At 67.3% G+C, this 17768-nt stretch carries 14 protein-coding genes; 8 read left to right on the forward strand and 6 right to left on the reverse strand.

Features of this window, described 5'->3' with window-relative positions; all coding sequences use genetic code 11:
- Positions 1-70: 70 nt before the first annotated feature.
- Positions 71-223 (reverse strand): hypothetical protein, encoded by a 153-nt coding sequence (locus ACCQ05_RS00980; RefSeq protein WP_372394242.1) that lies wholly within the window; start codon positions 221-223, stop codon positions 71-73.
- A 131-nt stretch (positions 224-354) separates the two neighbouring features.
- On the opposite strand from ACCQ05_RS00980, the gene ACCQ05_RS00985 reads away from it, so the two are divergent.
- The 4 genes from ACCQ05_RS00985 (at position 355) to ACCQ05_RS01000 (ending at position 5242) form a co-directional block, all read left to right on the forward strand.
- The gene (locus tag ACCQ05_RS00985; RefSeq protein WP_372392659.1) at positions 355-3549 is read left to right on the forward strand and encodes an efflux RND transporter permease subunit; all 3195 of its coding nucleotides are present in this window, start codon (positions 355-357) and stop codon (positions 3547-3549) included.
- Positions 3550-3862: 313 nt separating this feature from the next.
- Entirely contained in the window at positions 3863-4099 is a 237-nt protein-coding gene (gene rpmB, locus ACCQ05_RS00990; protein WP_002809459.1) for a 50S ribosomal protein L28, read from the forward strand.
- Positions 4100-4112: 13 nt separating this feature from the next.
- Positions 4113-4280, forward strand: coding sequence for a 50S ribosomal protein L33 (gene rpmG, locus ACCQ05_RS00995; RefSeq protein WP_002809462.1), 168 nt, complete (start codon positions 4113-4115; stop codon positions 4278-4280).
- A 156-nt stretch (positions 4281-4436) separates the two neighbouring features.
- Positions 4437-5242, forward strand: a protein-coding gene (locus tag ACCQ05_RS01000) for an IS5 family transposase (RefSeq protein ID WP_372390521.1) whose coding sequence is annotated in 2 segments (ribosomal slippage) — positions 4437-4767 and positions 4767-5242 — 807 coding nt in all. Because the reading frame shifts where the segments join, the coding sequence is not laid out codon by codon here.
- Positions 5243-5430: 188 nt separating this feature from the next.
- Here ACCQ05_RS01000 and ACCQ05_RS01005 read toward each other — a convergent pair.
- From ACCQ05_RS01005 to ACCQ05_RS01015, 3 genes are all read right to left on the reverse strand, one after another.
- Complete coding sequence (locus ACCQ05_RS01005) at positions 5431-6453, reverse strand: amidohydrolase family protein (protein ID WP_228963292.1); 1023 nt, start codon at positions 6451-6453, stop codon at positions 5431-5433.
- Between the two features lie 76 nt (positions 6454-6529).
- On the reverse strand, positions 6530-7585 hold the full coding sequence (locus tag ACCQ05_RS01010; RefSeq protein WP_228963291.1) for a 4-oxalomesaconate tautomerase: 1056 nt from the start codon (positions 7583-7585) through the stop codon (positions 6530-6532).
- Positions 7578-8249, reverse strand: a complete 672-nt coding sequence (locus ACCQ05_RS01015; RefSeq protein WP_228963290.1) for a 4-carboxy-4-hydroxy-2-oxoadipate aldolase/oxaloacetate decarboxylase — start codon at positions 8247-8249, stop codon at positions 7578-7580. The genes ACCQ05_RS01010 and ACCQ05_RS01015 overlap by 8 nt, the downstream gene beginning before the upstream one ends.
- A gap of 101 nt (positions 8250-8350) precedes the next feature.
- Here ACCQ05_RS01015 and ACCQ05_RS01020 point away from each other — a divergent pair, with 101 nt between their 5' ends.
- Both ACCQ05_RS01020 and cls read left to right on the forward strand, forming a co-directional pair.
- Positions 8351-9661 carry a LysR family transcriptional regulator gene (locus ACCQ05_RS01020; protein WP_228963289.1) on the forward strand — a complete coding sequence of 437 codons (1311 nt, stop codon included), beginning with the start codon at positions 8351-8353 and terminating at the stop codon, positions 9659-9661.
- A 13-nt stretch (positions 9662-9674) separates the two neighbouring features.
- Positions 9675-11093, forward strand: coding sequence for a cardiolipin synthase (gene cls / locus ACCQ05_RS01025; RefSeq protein WP_228963288.1), 1419 nt, complete (start codon positions 9675-9677; stop codon positions 11091-11093).
- Between the two features lie 10 nt (positions 11094-11103).
- Here the strand turns inward: cls and ACCQ05_RS01030 are convergent, their stop codons facing one another.
- Positions 11104-11484: a VOC family protein gene (locus tag ACCQ05_RS01030; protein ID WP_228963287.1), complete on the reverse strand. Its 381-nt coding sequence runs from the start codon at positions 11482-11484 to the stop codon at positions 11104-11106.
- Between the two features lie 135 nt (positions 11485-11619).
- Here ACCQ05_RS01030 and ACCQ05_RS01035 point away from each other — a divergent pair, with 135 nt between their 5' ends.
- Complete coding sequence (locus ACCQ05_RS01035; protein ID WP_372392660.1) at positions 11620-13020, forward strand: FAD/NAD(P)-binding protein; 1401 nt, start codon at positions 11620-11622, stop codon at positions 13018-13020.
- A gap of 194 nt (positions 13021-13214) precedes the next feature.
- Here the strand turns inward: ACCQ05_RS01035 and ACCQ05_RS01040 are convergent, their stop codons facing one another.
- A complete protein-coding gene (locus ACCQ05_RS01040; RefSeq protein WP_372360273.1) occupies positions 13215-14135 on the reverse strand; it encodes an IS110 family transposase in 921 nt (306 codons plus the stop codon).
- A gap of 416 nt (positions 14136-14551) precedes the next feature.
- Between ACCQ05_RS01040 and uvrD the strand changes: the two genes are divergently transcribed.
- Positions 14552-16738 carry a DNA helicase II gene (gene uvrD, locus ACCQ05_RS01045; RefSeq protein WP_372392661.1) on the forward strand — a complete coding sequence of 729 codons (2187 nt, stop codon included), beginning with the start codon at positions 14552-14554 and terminating at the stop codon, positions 16736-16738.
- Positions 16739-17768 lie beyond the last annotated feature (1030 nt).

A 17768-nucleotide genomic window follows, 5' to 3' on the forward strand; every position in this document is an offset into this window, starting at 1 on the left:
GCCCTCCGCGCCTGCGGCGCTACGGGTGCGCAAGTCCGGCAGAAATTTTTGTAAGGGACATCCCTGTCCCTTACAAAAACGTCGCGCATCCATGCGCGCCGCCCTGCGGGTTGTATCTGCCGGCCTTGCCGCTGCGGTATGGGGCCCCGAAAGCACACAGCAACAGCAACAGCAACAGCAACAGCAACAGCAACAGCAACAGCAACAGCAACAGCAACAGCACTGTTGTTTGGGTGGGCGTTTGTTTGGCGTGGTGCGGTGCGCTGCGATGGGGCGGCGGCGCTGTCTGTTGGTGGTGCGACCAGGGCAACGCTCGGTGCCTTGCGGTGTCAGGTCTGCACGGGGGTGCGTGTCATGCTGACCAACATCATTCGCTTTGCGATCGCGCAGCGGTGGTTGATGCTGGCGCTGACGGGGGTGCTGGTGGCGGTCGGGGCGTGGAGCTTTTCGCGCTTGCCGATCGATGCCACGCCGGATATCACCAATGTGCAGGTGCAGGTCAATACCGCAGCGCCGGGGTATTCGCCGCTGGAGTCGGAACAACGGGTGACGTTTCCACTGGAGACGGTGCTGGCCGGACTGCCGGGGCTGGAGTCCACGCGCTCGCTGTCGCGCTACGGGTTGTCGCAGGTGACCGCCGTGTTTGCCGATGGCACCGATCTGTACTTTGCGCGGCAGCAAGTGGCCGAGCGTCTGCAGCAGGTCAAGTCGCAGTTACCGGCTGAACTGGAGCCGCAACTGGGGCCGATTGCCACCGGGCTGGGCGAGATCTTCATGTACACCGTGGAGGCCAGGCCCACTGCGCGCAAACCCGATGGGACGGCATGGACGGCGACCGATCTGCGCACCCTGCAGGACTGGGTGGTGCGGCCGCAGTTGCGCAACGTGCCCGGTGTCACCGAGGTCAACACCATCGGTGGCTACGCGCGGCAGATCCATATCACGCCCGATCCGGCGCGGCTGGTGGCCTTGGGCTTTACCCTGGACGAGGTGGCACAGGCGGTCGAAGCCAACAACCGCAACATCGGTGCCGGCTATATCGAACGCAATGGCCAGCAGTTCCTGGTGCGCGTGCCCGGGCAGGTGGACGACATCGCGCAGATCGGCGCGATCGTGCTGGATCGCCGCCAAGGCGTGCCGATCCGGGTGCGCGATGTGGCGCAGGTCGGCGAAGGGCGCGAGCTGCGCACCGGCGCCGCCACCCAGGACGGCAGCGAAGTGGTCCTCGGCACGGTGTTCATGCTGGTCGGCGCCAACAGCCGCACCGTGGCGCAGGCGGCTGCCGAGCGCTTGAAAGTGGCCAACGCCAGCCTGCCGGCCGGTGTGCAGGCGGTGCCGGTGTACGACCGCACCGCATTGGTCGACCGCACCATCGTCACCGTGGCCAAGAACCTGATCGAAGGCGCCTTGCTGGTAATCGTGGTGCTGTTCCTGTTGCTGGGCAATGTGCGTGCGGCCTTGATCACTGCGGCGGTGATTCCGTTGGCGATGCTGTTCACGCTCACCGGCATGGTGCGCGGTGGCGTGTCCGGCAACCTGATGAGCCTGGGGGCGCTGGATTTCGGCCTGATCGTCGATGGCGCGGTGATCATCGTGGAGAACTGCCTGCGTCGTTTCGGGCAAGCGCAGCTGCGACTGGGGCGCGTGCTCGAGCGCGAGGAGCGTTTCGAAGTGACTGCCGAAGCCACTGCCGAAGTGATCCGCCCCAGCCTGTTCGGCCTGGGCATCATCACCGCGGTGTATCTGCCGGTGTTCGCGCTGTCCGGTATCGAAGGCAAGATGTTCCACCCGATGGCGATCACCGTGGTGCTGGCGCTGACCGGCGCGATGCTGCTGTCGCTGACCTTCGTGCCGGCGGCCATTGCATTGCTGCTGGGCGGCAAGGTGGCCGAGCATGAAAACCGCGCGATGCGCTGGGCGCGCGGCGTGTATGCGCCCTTGCTCGATCGCGCGCTGCGGCACGGGCGCTGGGTCGGCATCGCTGCTCTCGCAACGGTGGCCTTATGTGCCCTGCTGGCCACACGCCTGGGCAGCGAGTTCATTCCGAACCTGGACGAAGGCGATATTGCGCTGCATGCCTTGCGCATTCCCGGCACCAGTCTGGAACAGGCCATCACCATGCAATCCACGCTGGAAAAACGCATCAAGCAGTTTCCGGAAGTGGCGCACGTGTTCGGCAAGCTCGGTACCGCCGAAGTCGCCACCGACCCAATGCCGCCGTCGGTGGCCGACACGTTCCTGATCATGCATCCGCGCGAAGGATGGCCGGACCCGCGCAAACCCAAGGCGCAACTGGTGGCAGAGATCGAGCAGGCGGTGACGCAGCTGCCCGGCAACAACTACGAGTTCACCCAACCGATCCAGATGCGCATGAACGAGCTGATTTCCGGCGTGCGTGCGGACGTGGCGATCAAGGTGTACGGCGACGACCTGGATACGTTGCTTGCGCTGGGTCAGCGCGTGCAGGCCATCGCCAGCGCGGTGCCGGGTGCGGCCGACGTCAGCCTGGAACAGGCCAGCGGCCTGCCGATGCTGGCGGTGGTGCCGGACCGCGCCGCCCTGGCCGGCTACGGGCTCAATCCCGGGGTGGTGCAGGACACCGTGGCCGCGGCAGTGGGCGGGCAGGACGCCGGGCAGTTGTTCGAAGGCGACCGCCGCTTCGACATCGTGGTGCGCTTGCCGGAGGGCCTGCGCCAGGACCCGGCCGCCCTGGCGGATTTGCCGATCCCGTTGCGTGGCGATGGCGAGCGTGGCGATGTCGACGAATCCAGCCGCGCGGCCGGCTGGCGCAGCGGCGAGCCGGCCACCGTGCCGTTGCGTGAGTTCGCCAGGATCGAGACCGTGCTCGGCCCGAACCAGATCAACCGCGAAGACGGCAAGCGCCGCATCGTGATCACCGCCAACGTGCGCGAGCGCGATCTGGGCGGCTTCGTGGCCGAGGTGCGCCGGCGCGTGCAGGCCGAGGTCGTGCTGCCTACCGGCTACTGGATCGGCTACGGCGGCACCTTCGAGCAATTGATCTCCGCCGGCCAGCGGCTGGCGTGGGTGGTGCCGGGCACCTTGCTGCTGATCTTCGCGCTGCTGTACTGGTCGTTCGGCTCGCTGCGCGATGCGGTCGTGGTGTTCAGCGGCGTGCCGCTGGCGCTGACTGGCGGGGTGGTGGCGTTGGCCGCGCGTGGGTTGGCGTTGTCGATCTCGGCCGGTGTCGGTTTCATCGCGTTGTCGGGCGTGGCGGTGCTCAACGGCCTGGTGATGATCGCCTTCGTGCGCGGCCTGCGGGCCGAGGGCATGCCGCTGGAGCAGGCCCTGCGCGAAGGCGCGCTCGCCCGCCTGCGGCCGGTGTTGATGACCGCGCTGGTCGCCGCGCTAGGCTTCGTGCCGATGGCCTTCAACGTCGGCGCCGGTGCCGAGGTACAGCGCCCGCTGGCCACGGTGGTGATCGGCGGCATCGTCTCGTCCACCTTGCTCACCTTGCTGGTGCTGCCGGTGCTGTACCGCTGGCTGCACCGCGAGCGGCCGCGCCGGCTTGTACCGAGGCCGATTGGTTGAGGCCATCCGGATCCCGGCAGGCGCCTCTGCCGCGATCCGGATGGCGGCACCCTCAGCCAGCGGCTGGGTGAGCGATGGCTGCCGGGCGCCAGGGGGTGGCGGCTGAGGCTAAGTGCTTGCGGCACAAGGGCTTGCCGTGCATAATGCGCGGCTCGCTGTGCCCGGATTGCTCCGGATGGCGGCACCCAGCGCGATGGGGTTGCCGGCCGGTTCCAGCGTAAGTTATTGATTCCCAACGTTGCGTGGCAGCTCGATGCTGTCGGGGCCGCCGCTCCCCAGGCTATGGGTGGCAATTCATTTATCGAGGTGCGTAATGTCCCGCGTATGCCAAGTATCCGGCAAGCGTGTGCAGACGGGTAACAACGTCTCCCACGCAAACAACAGAACTCGTCGTCGCTTCCTGCCCAACCTGCACGAGCGCCGCTTCTGGGTCGCCAGCGAAAACCGCTGGGTGAAGCTCCGTGTCTCCGCGCATGCATTGCGCACCATCGACAAGAACGGGATCGATGCCGTTCTGAAAGAGCTGCGCGCGCGCGGCGAAAAGGTCTGAGGAGTAAGCAGTCATGGCAAAAGGCAAGCGTGACAAGATCCGTATGATTTCCTCGGCCGCTACCGGCCACTTCTACACCACGGACAAGAACAAGAAGAACACTCCGGGGAAGATGGAAATGATGAAGTACGACCCGGTCGTGCGTAAGCACGTGATGTACAAGGAAGGCAAGATCAAGTAATCCACCGATTACCCGATCTGCATCCAGGCAAACACCCGCCGCAAGGCGGGTGTTTGCGTTTAGGGAGTGTTGCGGGGGTGGGGGGATCGCAACAATGGTCTAAGAGCGGCTAACAAAACCCTTGAATTTTGTTGAGTCGGTGGCAACATTGCCTGCATGGCACGTCGCAACGAGATCCCAATTGCGCTGTGGAAGCGCATCGAACCACTGATTCCGCAGGTCAAGCCTTCCCCCAAAGGTGGACGGCCTCGTCTCAGTGATCAGCAGGCCCTCAACGGCATCGTCTATGTGCTACGTACGGGCATTCCGTGGGAAGACCTGCCTTCGGAACTTGGCTATGGCAGCGGCATGACCTGCTGGCGGCGGTTGCGTGATTGGCAAGCCAGCGGGGTGTGGCATCGTCTCCATCAGGTGTTGCTGGCCGAGCTACGTCGCGCCGACAAGCTGGATATGAGCCGAGCAAGTCTGGACGCCGCCAGCGTGGCCTCCCCCCGGGGGGCTCGTATACAGGGCCAAACCCAACCGACCGCGGCAAGCTCGGCAGCAAACGGCATCTGATCGTCGATCGCAACGGCGTGCCGCTGGCTGTGTGCGTCACCGGTGCCAATCGACACGACTCGGTTGTCTTCGAGGAGTTGCTTGATGCATTGCCTGCGATCGGTGGAAAACCAGGGCGCGCGCGACGCTGGCCAAGCAAACTGCATGCCGACAAGGCCTACGACATCGACCGTTGCCGCAATGCCCTCAAGCAGCGCGGCATCATTGCGCGGATTGCACGCAAGGGCATCGAACGCAACGACCGCCTGGGCCAGCATCGCTGGGTTGTCGAGCGCACGCACGCTTGGTTCGCCGGGATGGGCAAGCTGCGCATCCGCTTCGAGCGCAGCATCGATATCCACTTAGCGTTGCTCTCGCTCGCATGCTCCATCATCTGCTTACGCATGCTTCCTTGGTTTTGTTAGCTGCTCTAAGTCCGCACACTTCCTAGGCCACTCCACCTCGGCGGACTGTATCCCCTCTCCTACGGGAGAGGGGTAGGGGTGAGGGTACGGGGCGAAGCCACTCGCAGTGGTTGGAGTACCAGAGGCTTCGCACGTACCCTCATCCGCCCCTGCGGGGCACCTTCTCCCGATGGGAGAAGGGAACACCGCTACAACCCACGCGCACGCAGCTGCGCATCCAGCCGCGGATACACCCGCCGTGCATTGCCTTCGAACACCTTGTGCCTGTCGGCGTCGGAGATCGCCAGTGCATCGATGTAGCGTTTGGTGTCGTCGAAGTAGTGCCCCGTCTGCGGGTCGATGCCGCGTACCGCGCCGACCATTTCCGAGCCGAACAGGATGTTGTCGATATCGATGACTTCGAACAACAGGTCGATGCCGGGCTGGTGATACACGCAGGTATCGAAGAACACATTGCGCATCACATGCGTGGCCAACGACGGCTTGCCCAGCATATCGGCCAGGCCGCGAAAGCGGCCCCAGTGGTACGGCACCGCGCCACCGCCGTGCGGGATGATGAAGCGCAGCTCGGGAAAGTCGGTGAACAGGTCGCCTTCCAGCAGCTGCATGAAGGCGGTGGTGTCGGCGTTGAGATAATGCGCGCCGGTGGCGTGGAAATTGGCATTGCAGCTGCCCGAGACGTGCACCATCGCCGGCACGTCCAGTTCCACCATCTTTTCGAAGAACCGATACCAGGCGCGGTCGGTCAACGGCAGGCCGGTCCAGTGGCCGCCGGACGGATCGGGATTGAGATTGCAGCCGACGAACCCGAGCTCGCTGACGCAGCGTTCCAGCTCGGCGATCGAGTGGGCGATCGACACGCCCGGCGATTGCGGCAACTGGCAGACGCCGATGAAGGTGTGCGGATACAGCTGCACCACGCGCGCGATCAGATCGTTGCAGTGGCGCGTCCAGACCTGGCTCACCGCTTCATCGCCGATGTGATGGGCCATGGTGCTGGCGCGTGGCGAAAAAATGGTCATATCGGCACCGCGTTCGCGCAGCAGGCGCAGTTGGTGCTGCTCCACGCTGTCGCGCAGCTGGTCGTCGGAGATGCGCGGATACACCGGTGCTGCCAGACCTGGGTCGTTGTAGTGCGCAATCTGGGCCTTGCGAAACGCATCGTGCGCGGCAGGCGCGGTGGTGTAGTGGCCGTGACAATCGATGATCATGGCAATGCCCGTCGTGAAGCGGAGAGAGGTGATGACGCGCAGTCGAATGCCGGCGCGCAGGGCAGGGTGGCGAGGCTCACGCAAACAACTCGCCATCGAACAATTTGCGTGCGGTCCTGATCACCGCGGCGCGCACCACCGCGCCGTGTGCGTCGCACGCGATGAGGCAGCTGCTCATGCCGCTGGGGTGCTCCACCTCCACCTGCTGGGTGCTGCCGCCGGGCAATTGCGCCAGGGCATGCGCGGGCGAGTCCGGCAGCAGGCAGGCGGTGGCGACGCTGACCGCGCCCAGCACGCCGATGGACGCGTGGCAGCGGTGCGGAATGAACGAGCGCACGCTGATCGCACCACCGTTGCGCGGTGCGGCCACCAGCATCATCTTCGGCACCGTCGCAGCGCCGACATCGCCCAGCCGCATCAACGGGCCGGCCTGCAGGCGAATGGATTCCAGCCGCGCCTTGAGCGAGGCATCGGCATCCAGCGTGGCGCGGTCCTCGTAGCCGCTGATTCCCATGTCGCTGGCACGCAGCACCACGCACGGCATGCCGTTGTCGATCAGGGTGAGCGGCACGCCATCGAGCGTGTCCATCGCACGCCCGGTGGGCAGCAGCGCGCCGCAGGAAGAACCGGCGATGTCGGCAAAAGCCAGTGCGACCGGGGCGGCGGTACCCGGCACGCCATCGATGCGGGTGTCGCCGCTGTAGCGCACCTGTCCGCCAGGCGTGTGCACGCTGGCGGTGGCCAGGGTGCCGGTGTTGCGCATGAAGATGCGCACGTCGGTGACGCCATCGCATGCCGGCAGCAGGCCGCGCTCCAGCGCGAAGGGCCCGACGCCGGCCAGCATGTTGCCGCAGTTCTGCGCATCGCTGACCTGCGCCTGGTCCACGGCCACCTGCAGGAACAGGTACTCCACGTCGGCATCGGCGCGCGTCGAACGCGACACCACCGCCACCTTGGAGGTCAGCGGGTCGGCGCCGCCCATGCCGTCGATCTGGCGCAGGTCCGGCGAGCCATAGGCGCGCAGCAGGAAGGCATCGCGCGCGGCGGTATCGCCGGGCAGATCCTCGGCGAGGAAGAAGCCGCCCTTGGAGGTGCCGCCACGCATCCACATCGCGCGGACGCGCTCAGACATAGCGCAGTCCCTTGGCCGCCAGCCGCTCGCGCATCGCGTAGATGTCCAGGCCCAGTTCGCCGCGTGCCAGCCGCTCGCGCTTGAGCGCCTCGCGCGCCTCGCGCGCCTGCGCGTCGGCCAGCACGTCCGCGGCGCTGGCGCGCGGCACCACGCACACGCCGTCGTCGTCGGCCACCACTACATCGCCGGGCTGGACCAGCTGCCCTGCGCAGACCAGCGGCACGTTGACCGAGCCCAGCGTCTCCTTGATGGTGCCCTGCGCGCAGATGGCGCGGCTCCAGGCCGGGAACTGCATGGCGGTGAGGTCGCGCACGTCGCGCACGCCGGCATCGATGATCAGCCCGCGGCAGCCGCGCGCCTGCGCCGAGGTGGCCAGCAGGTCGCCGAAGTAGCCGTCGCAGCAGTCGCTGGTGGGTGCCACCACCAGCACGTCGCCGGGCTGCAGCTGTTCGATGGCCACGTGCATCATCCAGTTGTCGCCGGGCGGCACCGACACCGTGACCGCGGTGCCGGCGACCCGGCAACCGGCATAGATCGGGCGCAGCCGATGGTGCAGCAGGCCGCTGCGTCCCTGCGCCTCGTGCACCGTGGCCACCCCGGCCTGCGCCAGCCCGTCGACGGTGGCGATGGGCGCGCGCGCGACCTGGGTGACGACCTGGCTCATCCATCCATCCTCGTTAGTGGTGCGCCGAGTCTGCGCGGCGAGAGTCAACGCGCTCAAGATTCATTTGAGGTATGCGTATTGGTTTTGCTTATAGTTAGAGCATGCCGCCGCTACCGGAACCGAATCTCCGCCATCTGCATGCCCTGGCCGTGGTGCAGCGGCTGGGCAGCATCAGCGCGGCCGCGCCGCAGGTGAACCTGTCCCAGCCCGCCCTCACCCAGGCGGTGGCACGGCTGGAGCAGCAGCTGGGCGTGCGCCTGTTCGACCGGCAGCCGGGCGGGATGCTGGCCACCGAGGCCACCGGCCTGGTGGTGCCGCGGATCGAGCGCGCGCTGGCGCATCTGGGCCGCGGCCTCCGGGTGGCGCGGCGCGCGCTGCGCTTGCCCGCCCGCCCGGGGCTGGAGCGGCGGGTGTCGCTGGGGCAGTTGCAGGCGCTGGTGGCGGTGGAGGCGGCGGGCAGCTATTCGCTGGCGGCAGTGCAGCTGGGCGTGTCGCAGCCGGCGGTCTACCGCGCGGTGCAGTCGCTGGCCGATGTGATCGAAGTGCCGCTGACGGTGCGTCGCGGCAAGGCGGTGCAGCCCACGCCGGTGGCCGAACAGCTGCTGCGGCAGGTGCGGCTGGCGCTGGCCGAGATTCGCGCCGCGCTCGATGAAGTGGCCGCCCTGCGCTCGCAGCATGCCGGCCGGGTGGTGGTGGGGGTGATGCCGCTGGCCCGCGCGATCCTGCTGCCGCAGGTGCTGGCGCGCTTTGCGCGCGCGCACCCGGCCGCCAGCATCAGCGTGGTCGAAGGGCCGTATGCGGAACTGCTTGCCCATCTGCGCGACGGTGGGCTGGACCTGCTGATCGGCGCGCTGCGCGAGCGCCTGCCGGTGCGCGATGTGCTGCAGGAACCGCTGTTCGACGACGAGCCGGTGATCGTGGCGCGCAGCGCCCACCCGCTGGCCGGGCAGCCCTACGGATTTGCGCAGTTGCTCGACTACCCGTGGGTGATCGCCGCGGCCGGCACGCCGGTGCGCGAGCGCTGGGAGCGCATGTTCCGCGACCGCCAGCTGGAGCCGCCGCCGCTGCGCATCGAATGCGGGGCCGAACTCACCGTGCGCGGGCTGTTGCTGGAAGGCGACTGGCTGACCCTGATGTCGCGCGACCAGTTCCTGTTCGAACGCCGCGCCGGGCTGCTGTGCGAGATCGGCCGTGCCGGGCCGCAGTTGCGCCGGCAGATCGGCATCACCGTGCGCAGCGACTGGCATCCCACCCGCGCGCAGACCGCCTTCGTGCACACGCTGCGGCAGGTCTGCGCCGAGCGCGTGCAACCGGCCGATGCGCACGGCGGTCCGTTCCGCCACTGCATCGTGCCTGCGGCGCAGGCGTCTTTGCCTTCACGCCCGGCCGGGTCAGAATCGGCTTCCTCATGAGAACGGAGCGCCGATGCTGCCCGATTGGGTGACAGGCACCTGGCTGCTGGCGCTGGACTGGGTGATCCGCCTGGCCGCGTTGCTGTGGATTCCCGCCCGCACCACGCCCGGAGCGGCGCGCAGCTGGCTGTTGCTGATCGGATTCGTGCCGGTGGTCGGCCTGCCGCTGTACCTGTTGTTCGGCCATCCATGGTTGTCGCGCCTGCGCGTGCAGCGCCAGGCCACCGCCTCGCAGGTGATCCGCGAACAACAGCTGCCGTTGCACGCATTGCGTTGGCAGCCGCCGGCCGACACCAGCAGTGCCGAGGTAGTGCCGTTGATCGAGCGGCAGGGCGACTTCATGCCGACCCTGGGCAACGCGGTGGAACTGCTCGACGACTATGCGCAGTCGCTGCAGGCCTTGATCGCGGCGATCGATGCGGCCGAAAAACGCGTGCACCTGCTGTACTACCTGATGTTCGACGATGCGGTGGGCGATGCGGTGGTGGCAGCGCTGGAGCGTGCACAGGGGCGTGGCGTGCGCTGCCGCGTGCTGCTGGATGCGGTGGGCGCCAAGCGCGGCCTGCGCCGCTATCGCAAGCGCCTGCTGGCCGGCGGCATCGAGGTGCTGGCGGTGCTGCCCGGCGGCCTGCGCTGGCGCCGCAGCGGACGCATGGATCTGCGCAATCACCGCAAGATCGCAGTGATCGACAATCAGGTGGGCTTGGTCGGCTCGCAGAATCTGGCCGAGGCCAGTTTCATCGATGGGGTACCCAACCGCGAACTGGTGGCGCGCGTGCGCGGGCCGGTGGTCAATCACCTGGAAGCGGTGTTCGCCAGCGACTGGTTCACCGAAACCGGGCAGCGCCTGGACGTGTGGCCGGATGCGCCGGTGTGCGATGCCAATATCGCCACCCAGTTGCTGCCCAGCGGGCCGGCGTATCCCTTCGAGAACGCGCGCGATGCGATCAATGCGGTGATCCACCTGGCACGGCGCAGGGTGGTGCTGGTCACGCCGTACTTCGTGCCCGACGAAGCCTTGCTCAGCGCGTTGCGCATCGCCGCGGTATCGGGCGTGGAGGTGCAGCTGATCCTGTCGGAGAGCAATAACCAATGGCTGGCGGCCTGGGCGCAGGAGGCCTATTTCGACGAGTTGCTGCGTTGCGGGGTGAGGATTGCGCTGTACCGCCCGCATTTCCTGCATGCAAAGCACCTGAGCGTGGACGAGGAGATCGCGCTGGTGGGCTCGATCAACCTGGATATCCGCTCCTTCGCGCTCAATGCCGAGATCGGCATGCTCTGCTACGACCGTGGCGTGGTGCAGCGGCTGCGCCAGATCGAACAGGACTATCTGGCCAATGCGCGCCCGCTGGAGTTGGAGCAGTGGCGCCGTCGCCCGGCCTGGCGCCGTAGCCGCGAAGGCATCGCGCGGCTGGCCGATGCGTTGATGTAGGGATGGCGCTTCAATCCAGGCGCATGACCTGGAACACGTTTCCCTCGGGGTCGTGACCGTCGTACATCTGGTAGGCAAAACCGGCGTAGCGTTTGAGTTCGCCTACCTGCACGCCGGCGCGCTGCAGGTGTTGCCGATGCACGGACAGGTCCGAGGCAATGGCGAACACGAATTTGAGGGTGGAGCCGGTTGCCGGTGCCGGCGACGCCGACGGCTGCCGGTAGGCGTCGCCCGCCCTGTGCAATGCCAGCTCGATCTGCCCGGCTGCGAGCACAACCCATTGGCCGGCGATCTCCTCGATGACCGGAAGTGCAAAGTGGGTCTGATAGAACGCCTTGAGCGCAGCGACATCGCGGGCATAGACGATGAGCCGGACCAGGGCGGTGGACATCTGTGAACCTTCCGTAGCGTCATGCGATACGTCAATCGTACGCCTGCGATGCGATGCGATGCAGGTATGCGGCGGGTCGGTAAGGCCTGCCGTGGCGCTGCGGGGGCCGGTGCTGCCATCGCCTACAATGCGCGCATGACTGAACTGCGTGAACCAGGCCAAGCGCTGATCGCCATCGTCGGTGGCGGCGCCTCCGGAATGCTGGTGGCGCTGCAACTGCTGCGGCAGGCACGCACGCCGGTGCGGATCGCGCTGATCGAGCCGCACCCGGTGCTGGGCGAGGGCGTGGCGTATTCCACCGCGCGCGCCGAACACCTGCTCAACGTGCCGGCGGCGCGCATGAGTGCGCTGGTCGATGCGCCGCAGGATTTCGCTGCCTACCTGCGCGAGCATGCGTGTTGCCCGGAGCTGGACGATGCGCAGCTGGCGCAGCACTTCGTGGGGCGGCGGCATTACGCGCCGTACCTGCGTGAGCGCCTGCAGGCTGCCGTGGCCGCCAGCCCGGCCAGCCTGCAGCTGCGCAGCGCCCGCGTGCAGCGGCTGCAATCCACGCCGCAGGGCGCGCAGCTACAGCTGGACGATGGACACACGCTGCAAGCCGACGCCGTGGTGCTGGCGGTGGGCAATGCGTTGCGGCCGCTGCCGGTGCGCGGCGCCACCGGCCTGTCGCCAACCCGGCGCGTCGAGGCCTGGGACACCGAGGCAGTGGCTGCGCTGCCGCCGGAGGCGGCGGTGTGCATCGTCGGTTCCGGCCTGAGCATGGCCGACACCGTGGTGACCCTGGCTGCGCAGGCGCATCGCGGCGCGGTGCACGTGATCTCGCGGCATGGGCTGCTGCCGTTGCCGCACGCGCATGGGGGCAGCGCCGATTTCGATCCGCAGCCGTTGCTGGCACTGTCGCTGCGCGCGCGCCTGCGCCGCCTGCGCCAGCATGCGCGGGACGCGCTGGCGCAGGGGCGGCCGTGGCAAAGCGTGATGGAACGGATCCGCCCGCTGAGCCAGGCGCTGTGGCAGACCCTGTCGGTGGACGATCAGCGCCGCTTCCTGCGTCATGTGGTGCGCTATTGGGACGTGCACCGCCATCGCATTGCCGTGCCGGTGCATGCGCAGTTGCAGGCGATGCAGGCGCGCGGGCAACTGCAGCTGCACCGCGCGCGGCTGGATGTGGCGTTCGAGGTGGGCGCCTGCGTGCGGGTGAGTGCCGGGGCCGCCAGTGCCGGGCATGCGCTGCAGCTGGATGTGCAGACGCTGGTCAACGCCACCGGCGTGGAGATGCGCGTGCAGGCGATGCGCAACCCGCTGCTGCGGCAGTTGCTGGGCCAGGGCATTGCGGTGGCCGGCCCGCATGGCATCGGAGTGGACACTGCCGCCGACGGCAGCCTGATTGATGCCGATGGCCAGGCCAACCCGCGGCTTCGGGTGATCGGCAGCCTGCGCATCGGCTCGTTGTGGGAGAGCCTGGCGGTGCCGGAGCTGCGCGAGCAGGCTGCGGCGATTGCGCGGGATGTGTTGCTGCAGCTGGAGCTGGAGCGCTGATAGGCGTGTGGGGACCGGAAATGCAGCTTGGCTGCCGTCCCCGTCCGTGACGCTGGCTTCTTCGATGGGCAAAGGCGACGCATAGCGCCGATGAAGGTGCGAGCAAAGCCTCGGGTGACCCGCAATGCGTCGTGGCTGCGCTTCTTGCCCTCACTCCAATCCCTCTCCCGCAGGCGGGAGAGCAACTGTCTTGATCAACCGGCGGCGTCAGCCGCCAGTTGATCTCGCATCTTGGCGTTGAGGATGACCAACAGCTTGCGCATTGCCGCGACCAGGGCCACTTTGCCGGCCTTCCCGCGCTCACGCAGCCGTTGGTAAAAGTCGCGCAGTGCCGGGTTGAAGCGCACCGCCACCAGCGTCGCCATGTACAGCACCTGGCGCACGCAGGCCCGTCCACCCCAGATGTGGCGGACCCCGCGCATCAGGCCGCTATCGCGTGCCAGCGGCGCCACCCCGACCAGCTTGCCGATCGCCTTGCCGGTCAAGCGGCCCAACTCCGGCAACTGCGCCGCCAGGCTCGCCAACAGGACCGGGCCGACCCCTTTGACCTGACGCAGCACCTCCAGCTCCGCACGTGCAGCCACCTGCTGGGCAATGCGCGCGTCCAATTCACTTAACTGCTGCTGCCATTGCCGTAAACCGCAGTGCGCCTGCTCCTTGAGCCACGCATCGCTCAGTTGGGACACCTGCTGGCGCTGCTGCTGCACCAGCGCCAGGACCTGCATGCGGCGCTGCTGGTAGGCGCGCAACCTCCGGCGCCAGTCCTCCAGCGGCTGATAGCGCCTCAAGCTCAGCACTGCTGCCATCTGCGCCAGCACCCGTGCATCCAGCTGATCGGTCTTGGACAGTTGCCCGGTTGCCCGGGCAAAGTCGCGCCCTTGCCGAGGATTGATGCGCACCACCGGCAGGCCGGCCGCATGCAATGCGTCCAGCGCCATCTGCTCATAGTTGCCGGTTGCCTCCAGCACCACCTGATGCAGCTCCATGGATCCCAGCCAGGCGCACACCTGGCGCAGGCCCGCAGCGTTGTTGGCAAAGCGCCGCCCCTGACGCAGCTGGTGAATATGGACATCCAGCCACTGCTTGCAGACATCGATTCCTGCACTGTCGTTCATGGATAACTCCGCTATGCTCCAAGGGTCGAGAGCTCTCCTGTGCAGCCCAGCCTTATCGTTACGAGCGCCTACTCGAGCAACTGTTCGGGCGTTTGCCAGGAGATTCCGGCGTGGCGACCTCGCTCTCCCGCGGTCACTCAGACCTGTGGGCTATCGGTCGACCACGCCGGCTCTCGACGCCTAATCTGGCAGATCGCCAAGAGATAAGGGGCTCTGCCACGGCGAGCATCCGCCTGCGCTCTTGCAGGCGGGAAAACAATCAGCGTCCCGCCTTCTCTGGCAGGCGGCAGAGCAATCACTGTCCTGTCTTCCCCCGCTTGCGGGGGAAGGTGCCCGAAGGGCGGATGGGGGCAGCAATCCCAACCGCTTCATCGCAATCTCAGCCGCAGCGACGCCACAACCGGTAAAATGCGCCGGTGGATGTCTCTCATTTGCTCGATCATCTGAACCCCGCCCAGCGCGAGGCCGTTTCCGCGCCGCCGGGGCATTACCTCGTGCTGGCCGGCGCCGGCTCCGGCAAGACGCGCGTGCTGATCCATCGCATCGCCTGGCTCAACGAAGTCCAGGGCGTGCCCAACCACGGCATCTTCGCGGTGACCTTCACCAACAAGGCCGCCGGCGAAATGCGCCACCGCACCGACCTGCAGCTGCGCAACGGCAGCCGCGGGATGTGGATCGGCACCTTCCACGGGTTGGCGCATCGCCTGCTGCGCCTGCACTGGCAGGATGCGCGGCTGCCGGAAGGCTTCCAGGTGATGGACAGCGACGATCAGCTGCGGCTGGTCAAGCGCGTGGTGCAGTCGCTGGAGCTGGACGAAGGCAAGTACCCGCCCAAGCAGCTGAGCTGGTGGATCAACGAACAAAAGGACGAAGGCCGCCGTCCGCAGCACATCCAGCCCGAGCCCAACGACGACTGGACCGAGGTGCGCCGGCAGGTGTACGCCGCCTACCAGGAGCGCTGCGACCGCTCCGGCCTGCTGGATTTCGCCGAGCTGCTGCTGCGGGCGCATGAGTTGTTGCGCGATACGCCGGCGCTGCTGGCGCACTACCGTGCGCGCTTCCGCGAGATCCTGGTCGACGAGTTTCAGGACACCAACGCCATCCAGTACGCCTTCGTGCGCGTGCTGGCCGGCGAATCGGGCAATGTGTTCGTGGTGGGCGACGACGACCAGGCCATCTATGGCTGGCGCGGCGCCAAGGTCGAGAACGTGCGGCGCTTCCTGAAGGATTTCCCCGGTGCGCAGACCGTGCGGCTGGAGCAGAACTACCGTTCCAGCGCCAATATCCTGGGCGCGGCCAATGCGGTGATCGCGCACAACCCGGACCGGATCGGCAAGCAGCTGTGGACCGACTCGGGCGATGGCGACCCGATCGATCTGTATGCGGCCTATAACGAGGTGGACGAAGCGCGCTATGTGGTCGAGCGCGCGCGTCAGTGGGTGCGCGATGGCGGCAGCTATGGCGAAGTGGCGGTGCTCTATCGCAGTAATGCGCAGTCGCGCGCGCTGGAAGAGGCGCTGATCTCCGAGCAGCTGCCGTACCGCGTGTATGGCGGCATGCGCTTCTTCGAGCGTGCGGAAATCAAGGATGCGCTGGCCTACCTACGCCTGCTCACCAACCGCAGCGACGACGCCGCGTTCGAACGTGCGGTCAATACGCCCACCCGCGGGATCGGCGACCGCACGCTGGACGAGGTGCGCCGGCTGGCGCGCGCCAATGCGCTGTCGTTGTGGGAAGCGGCGATGCTGGCCACGCAGGAAAACAGCCTGGCCGCGCGTGCGCGCAACGCCCTGGCCGGTTTCCTGAGCCTGGTCGGCCAGCTGCATGCCGAGACCGGGCAGATGGACCTGGCCGAACGCATCGACCACGTGCTGGTGCGCTCGGGCCTGCGCGAGCATTGGGCCAAGGAGAGCCGCGGCGGGCTGGATTCGGAATCGCGCACCGAGAACCTGGACGAACTGGTCTCGGTGGCCTCGCGCTTCACCCGGCCGGACGACGAGGACAGCCAGGGCATGACCGAGCTGGTGGCGTTCCTGGCCTACGCTTCGCTGGAAGCCGGCGAAGGCCAGGCGCAGGCCGGCGAGGAAGGCGTGCAGCTGATGACGCTGCATTCGGCCAAGGGCCTGGAGTTCCCGATCGTATTCCTGGTCGGGCTGGAAGATGGCCTGTTCCCGAGCGCGCGTTCGCTGGAAGAAACCGGCCGGCTGGAAGAAGAACGTCGCCTGGCCTACGTGGGCATCACCCGCGCACGGCAGAAACTGGTGCTGTGCTACGCCGAATCGCGGCGCATCCACGGCCAGGACAACTACAACGTGCCCTCGCGCTTCCTGCGCGAGATCCCGCGCGATCTGCTCAACGAAGTGCGCCCGAAGGTACAGGTCTCGCGCACCGCCTCGCTGGGCGCGGCCCGCGGCGGCCCGGTGCACGGCATCGTGGAGACGGCGCCGATCAAGCTGGGCGCCAATGTCGAGCACCCCAAGTTCGGCGGCGGCGTAGTCGTGGACTATGAGGGTGCCGGCGCACATGCGCGGGTACAGGTGCAGTTCGACGAAGTCGGCGCCAAGTGGCTGGTGATGGCCTACGCGAACTTGACGGTGGTGTAGGCGGGTTGCTTTCGGCGGTGTGATGCTGTCTTGAACCATGGCAACCGGTTGCGCTGGAGCAAGCCGTAGCGGTCCTTGCACGGGCGCAGGTCACGGCGCCAGTGGTGACTGCGCCGCCAGCCGGCCGTTGAGATCTCCCGCCTTGGTGGTGCCCCTCACCCCATCCCCTCTCCCGCAGGCGGGAGAGGGGTAAGTGTGTGCACTGGCGTGGGTTCCCATGCCGTTGAGACATCGGGCTGGCAAACGCCCCGCTTGGCTCCCTTCCCCCGCTCGCGGGGGAAGGTGCCCGAAGGGCGGATGGGGGCAGTCGATCAGCTCATCCAGAACTTTCCAGCATCCATCGCCCGCATTGCCAGGGCAAGAAGGCCGCACGTGTTTGTGCCTCGATGACAGCGCCGCGCCGCGACTGCATGGCCGTGCTCCCTTCCCCCGCCCGCGGGGGAAGGTGCCCGAAGGGCGGATGGGGGAAGTCGATCAACTCATCCAGCGCCGTCCAGCATCCATCGCCCGCGTTGGCAGAGCAAGAAGGCCGCGCGTGTTTGTGGCTCGATGACAGCGCCGCGACGCGACTGCAAGATCCAGACATTGGCCGTGCTCCCTTCCCCCCGCCCGCGGGGGAAGGTGCCCGAAGGGCGGATGGGGGCAGTCGATCAGCTCACCCAGCGCCTTTCAGCATCCATCGCCCGCATTGCCAGGGCAAGAAGGCCGCGCGTGTTTTTGCCTCGATGACAGCGCCGCACCGCGACTACATGGCCGTGCTCCCTTCCCCCGCCTGCGGGGGAAGGTGCCCGAAGGGCGGATGGGGGGCAGTCGATCAACTCATCCAGTGCCGTCCAGCATCCGTCGCTCGCGTTGGCAGGGTAAGAAGGCCGCGCGTGCTGTGCCTCGATGACAGTGCCGCGCCGCGACTGCATGGCCGTGCTCCCTTCCCCCGCCCGCGGGGGAAGGTGCCCGAAGGGCGGATGGGGGGAGTCGATCAACTCATCCAGCGCCGTCCAGCATCTGTCGCCCGCGTTGGCAGGGTAAGAAG

Origin of the sequence: Xanthomonas sp. NCPPB 3582 (assembly GCF_041475735.2) — a bacterium.
In the GTDB taxonomy this organism is placed as follows: Bacteria; Pseudomonadota; Gammaproteobacteria; order Xanthomonadales; family Xanthomonadaceae; genus Xanthomonas; species Xanthomonas codiaei.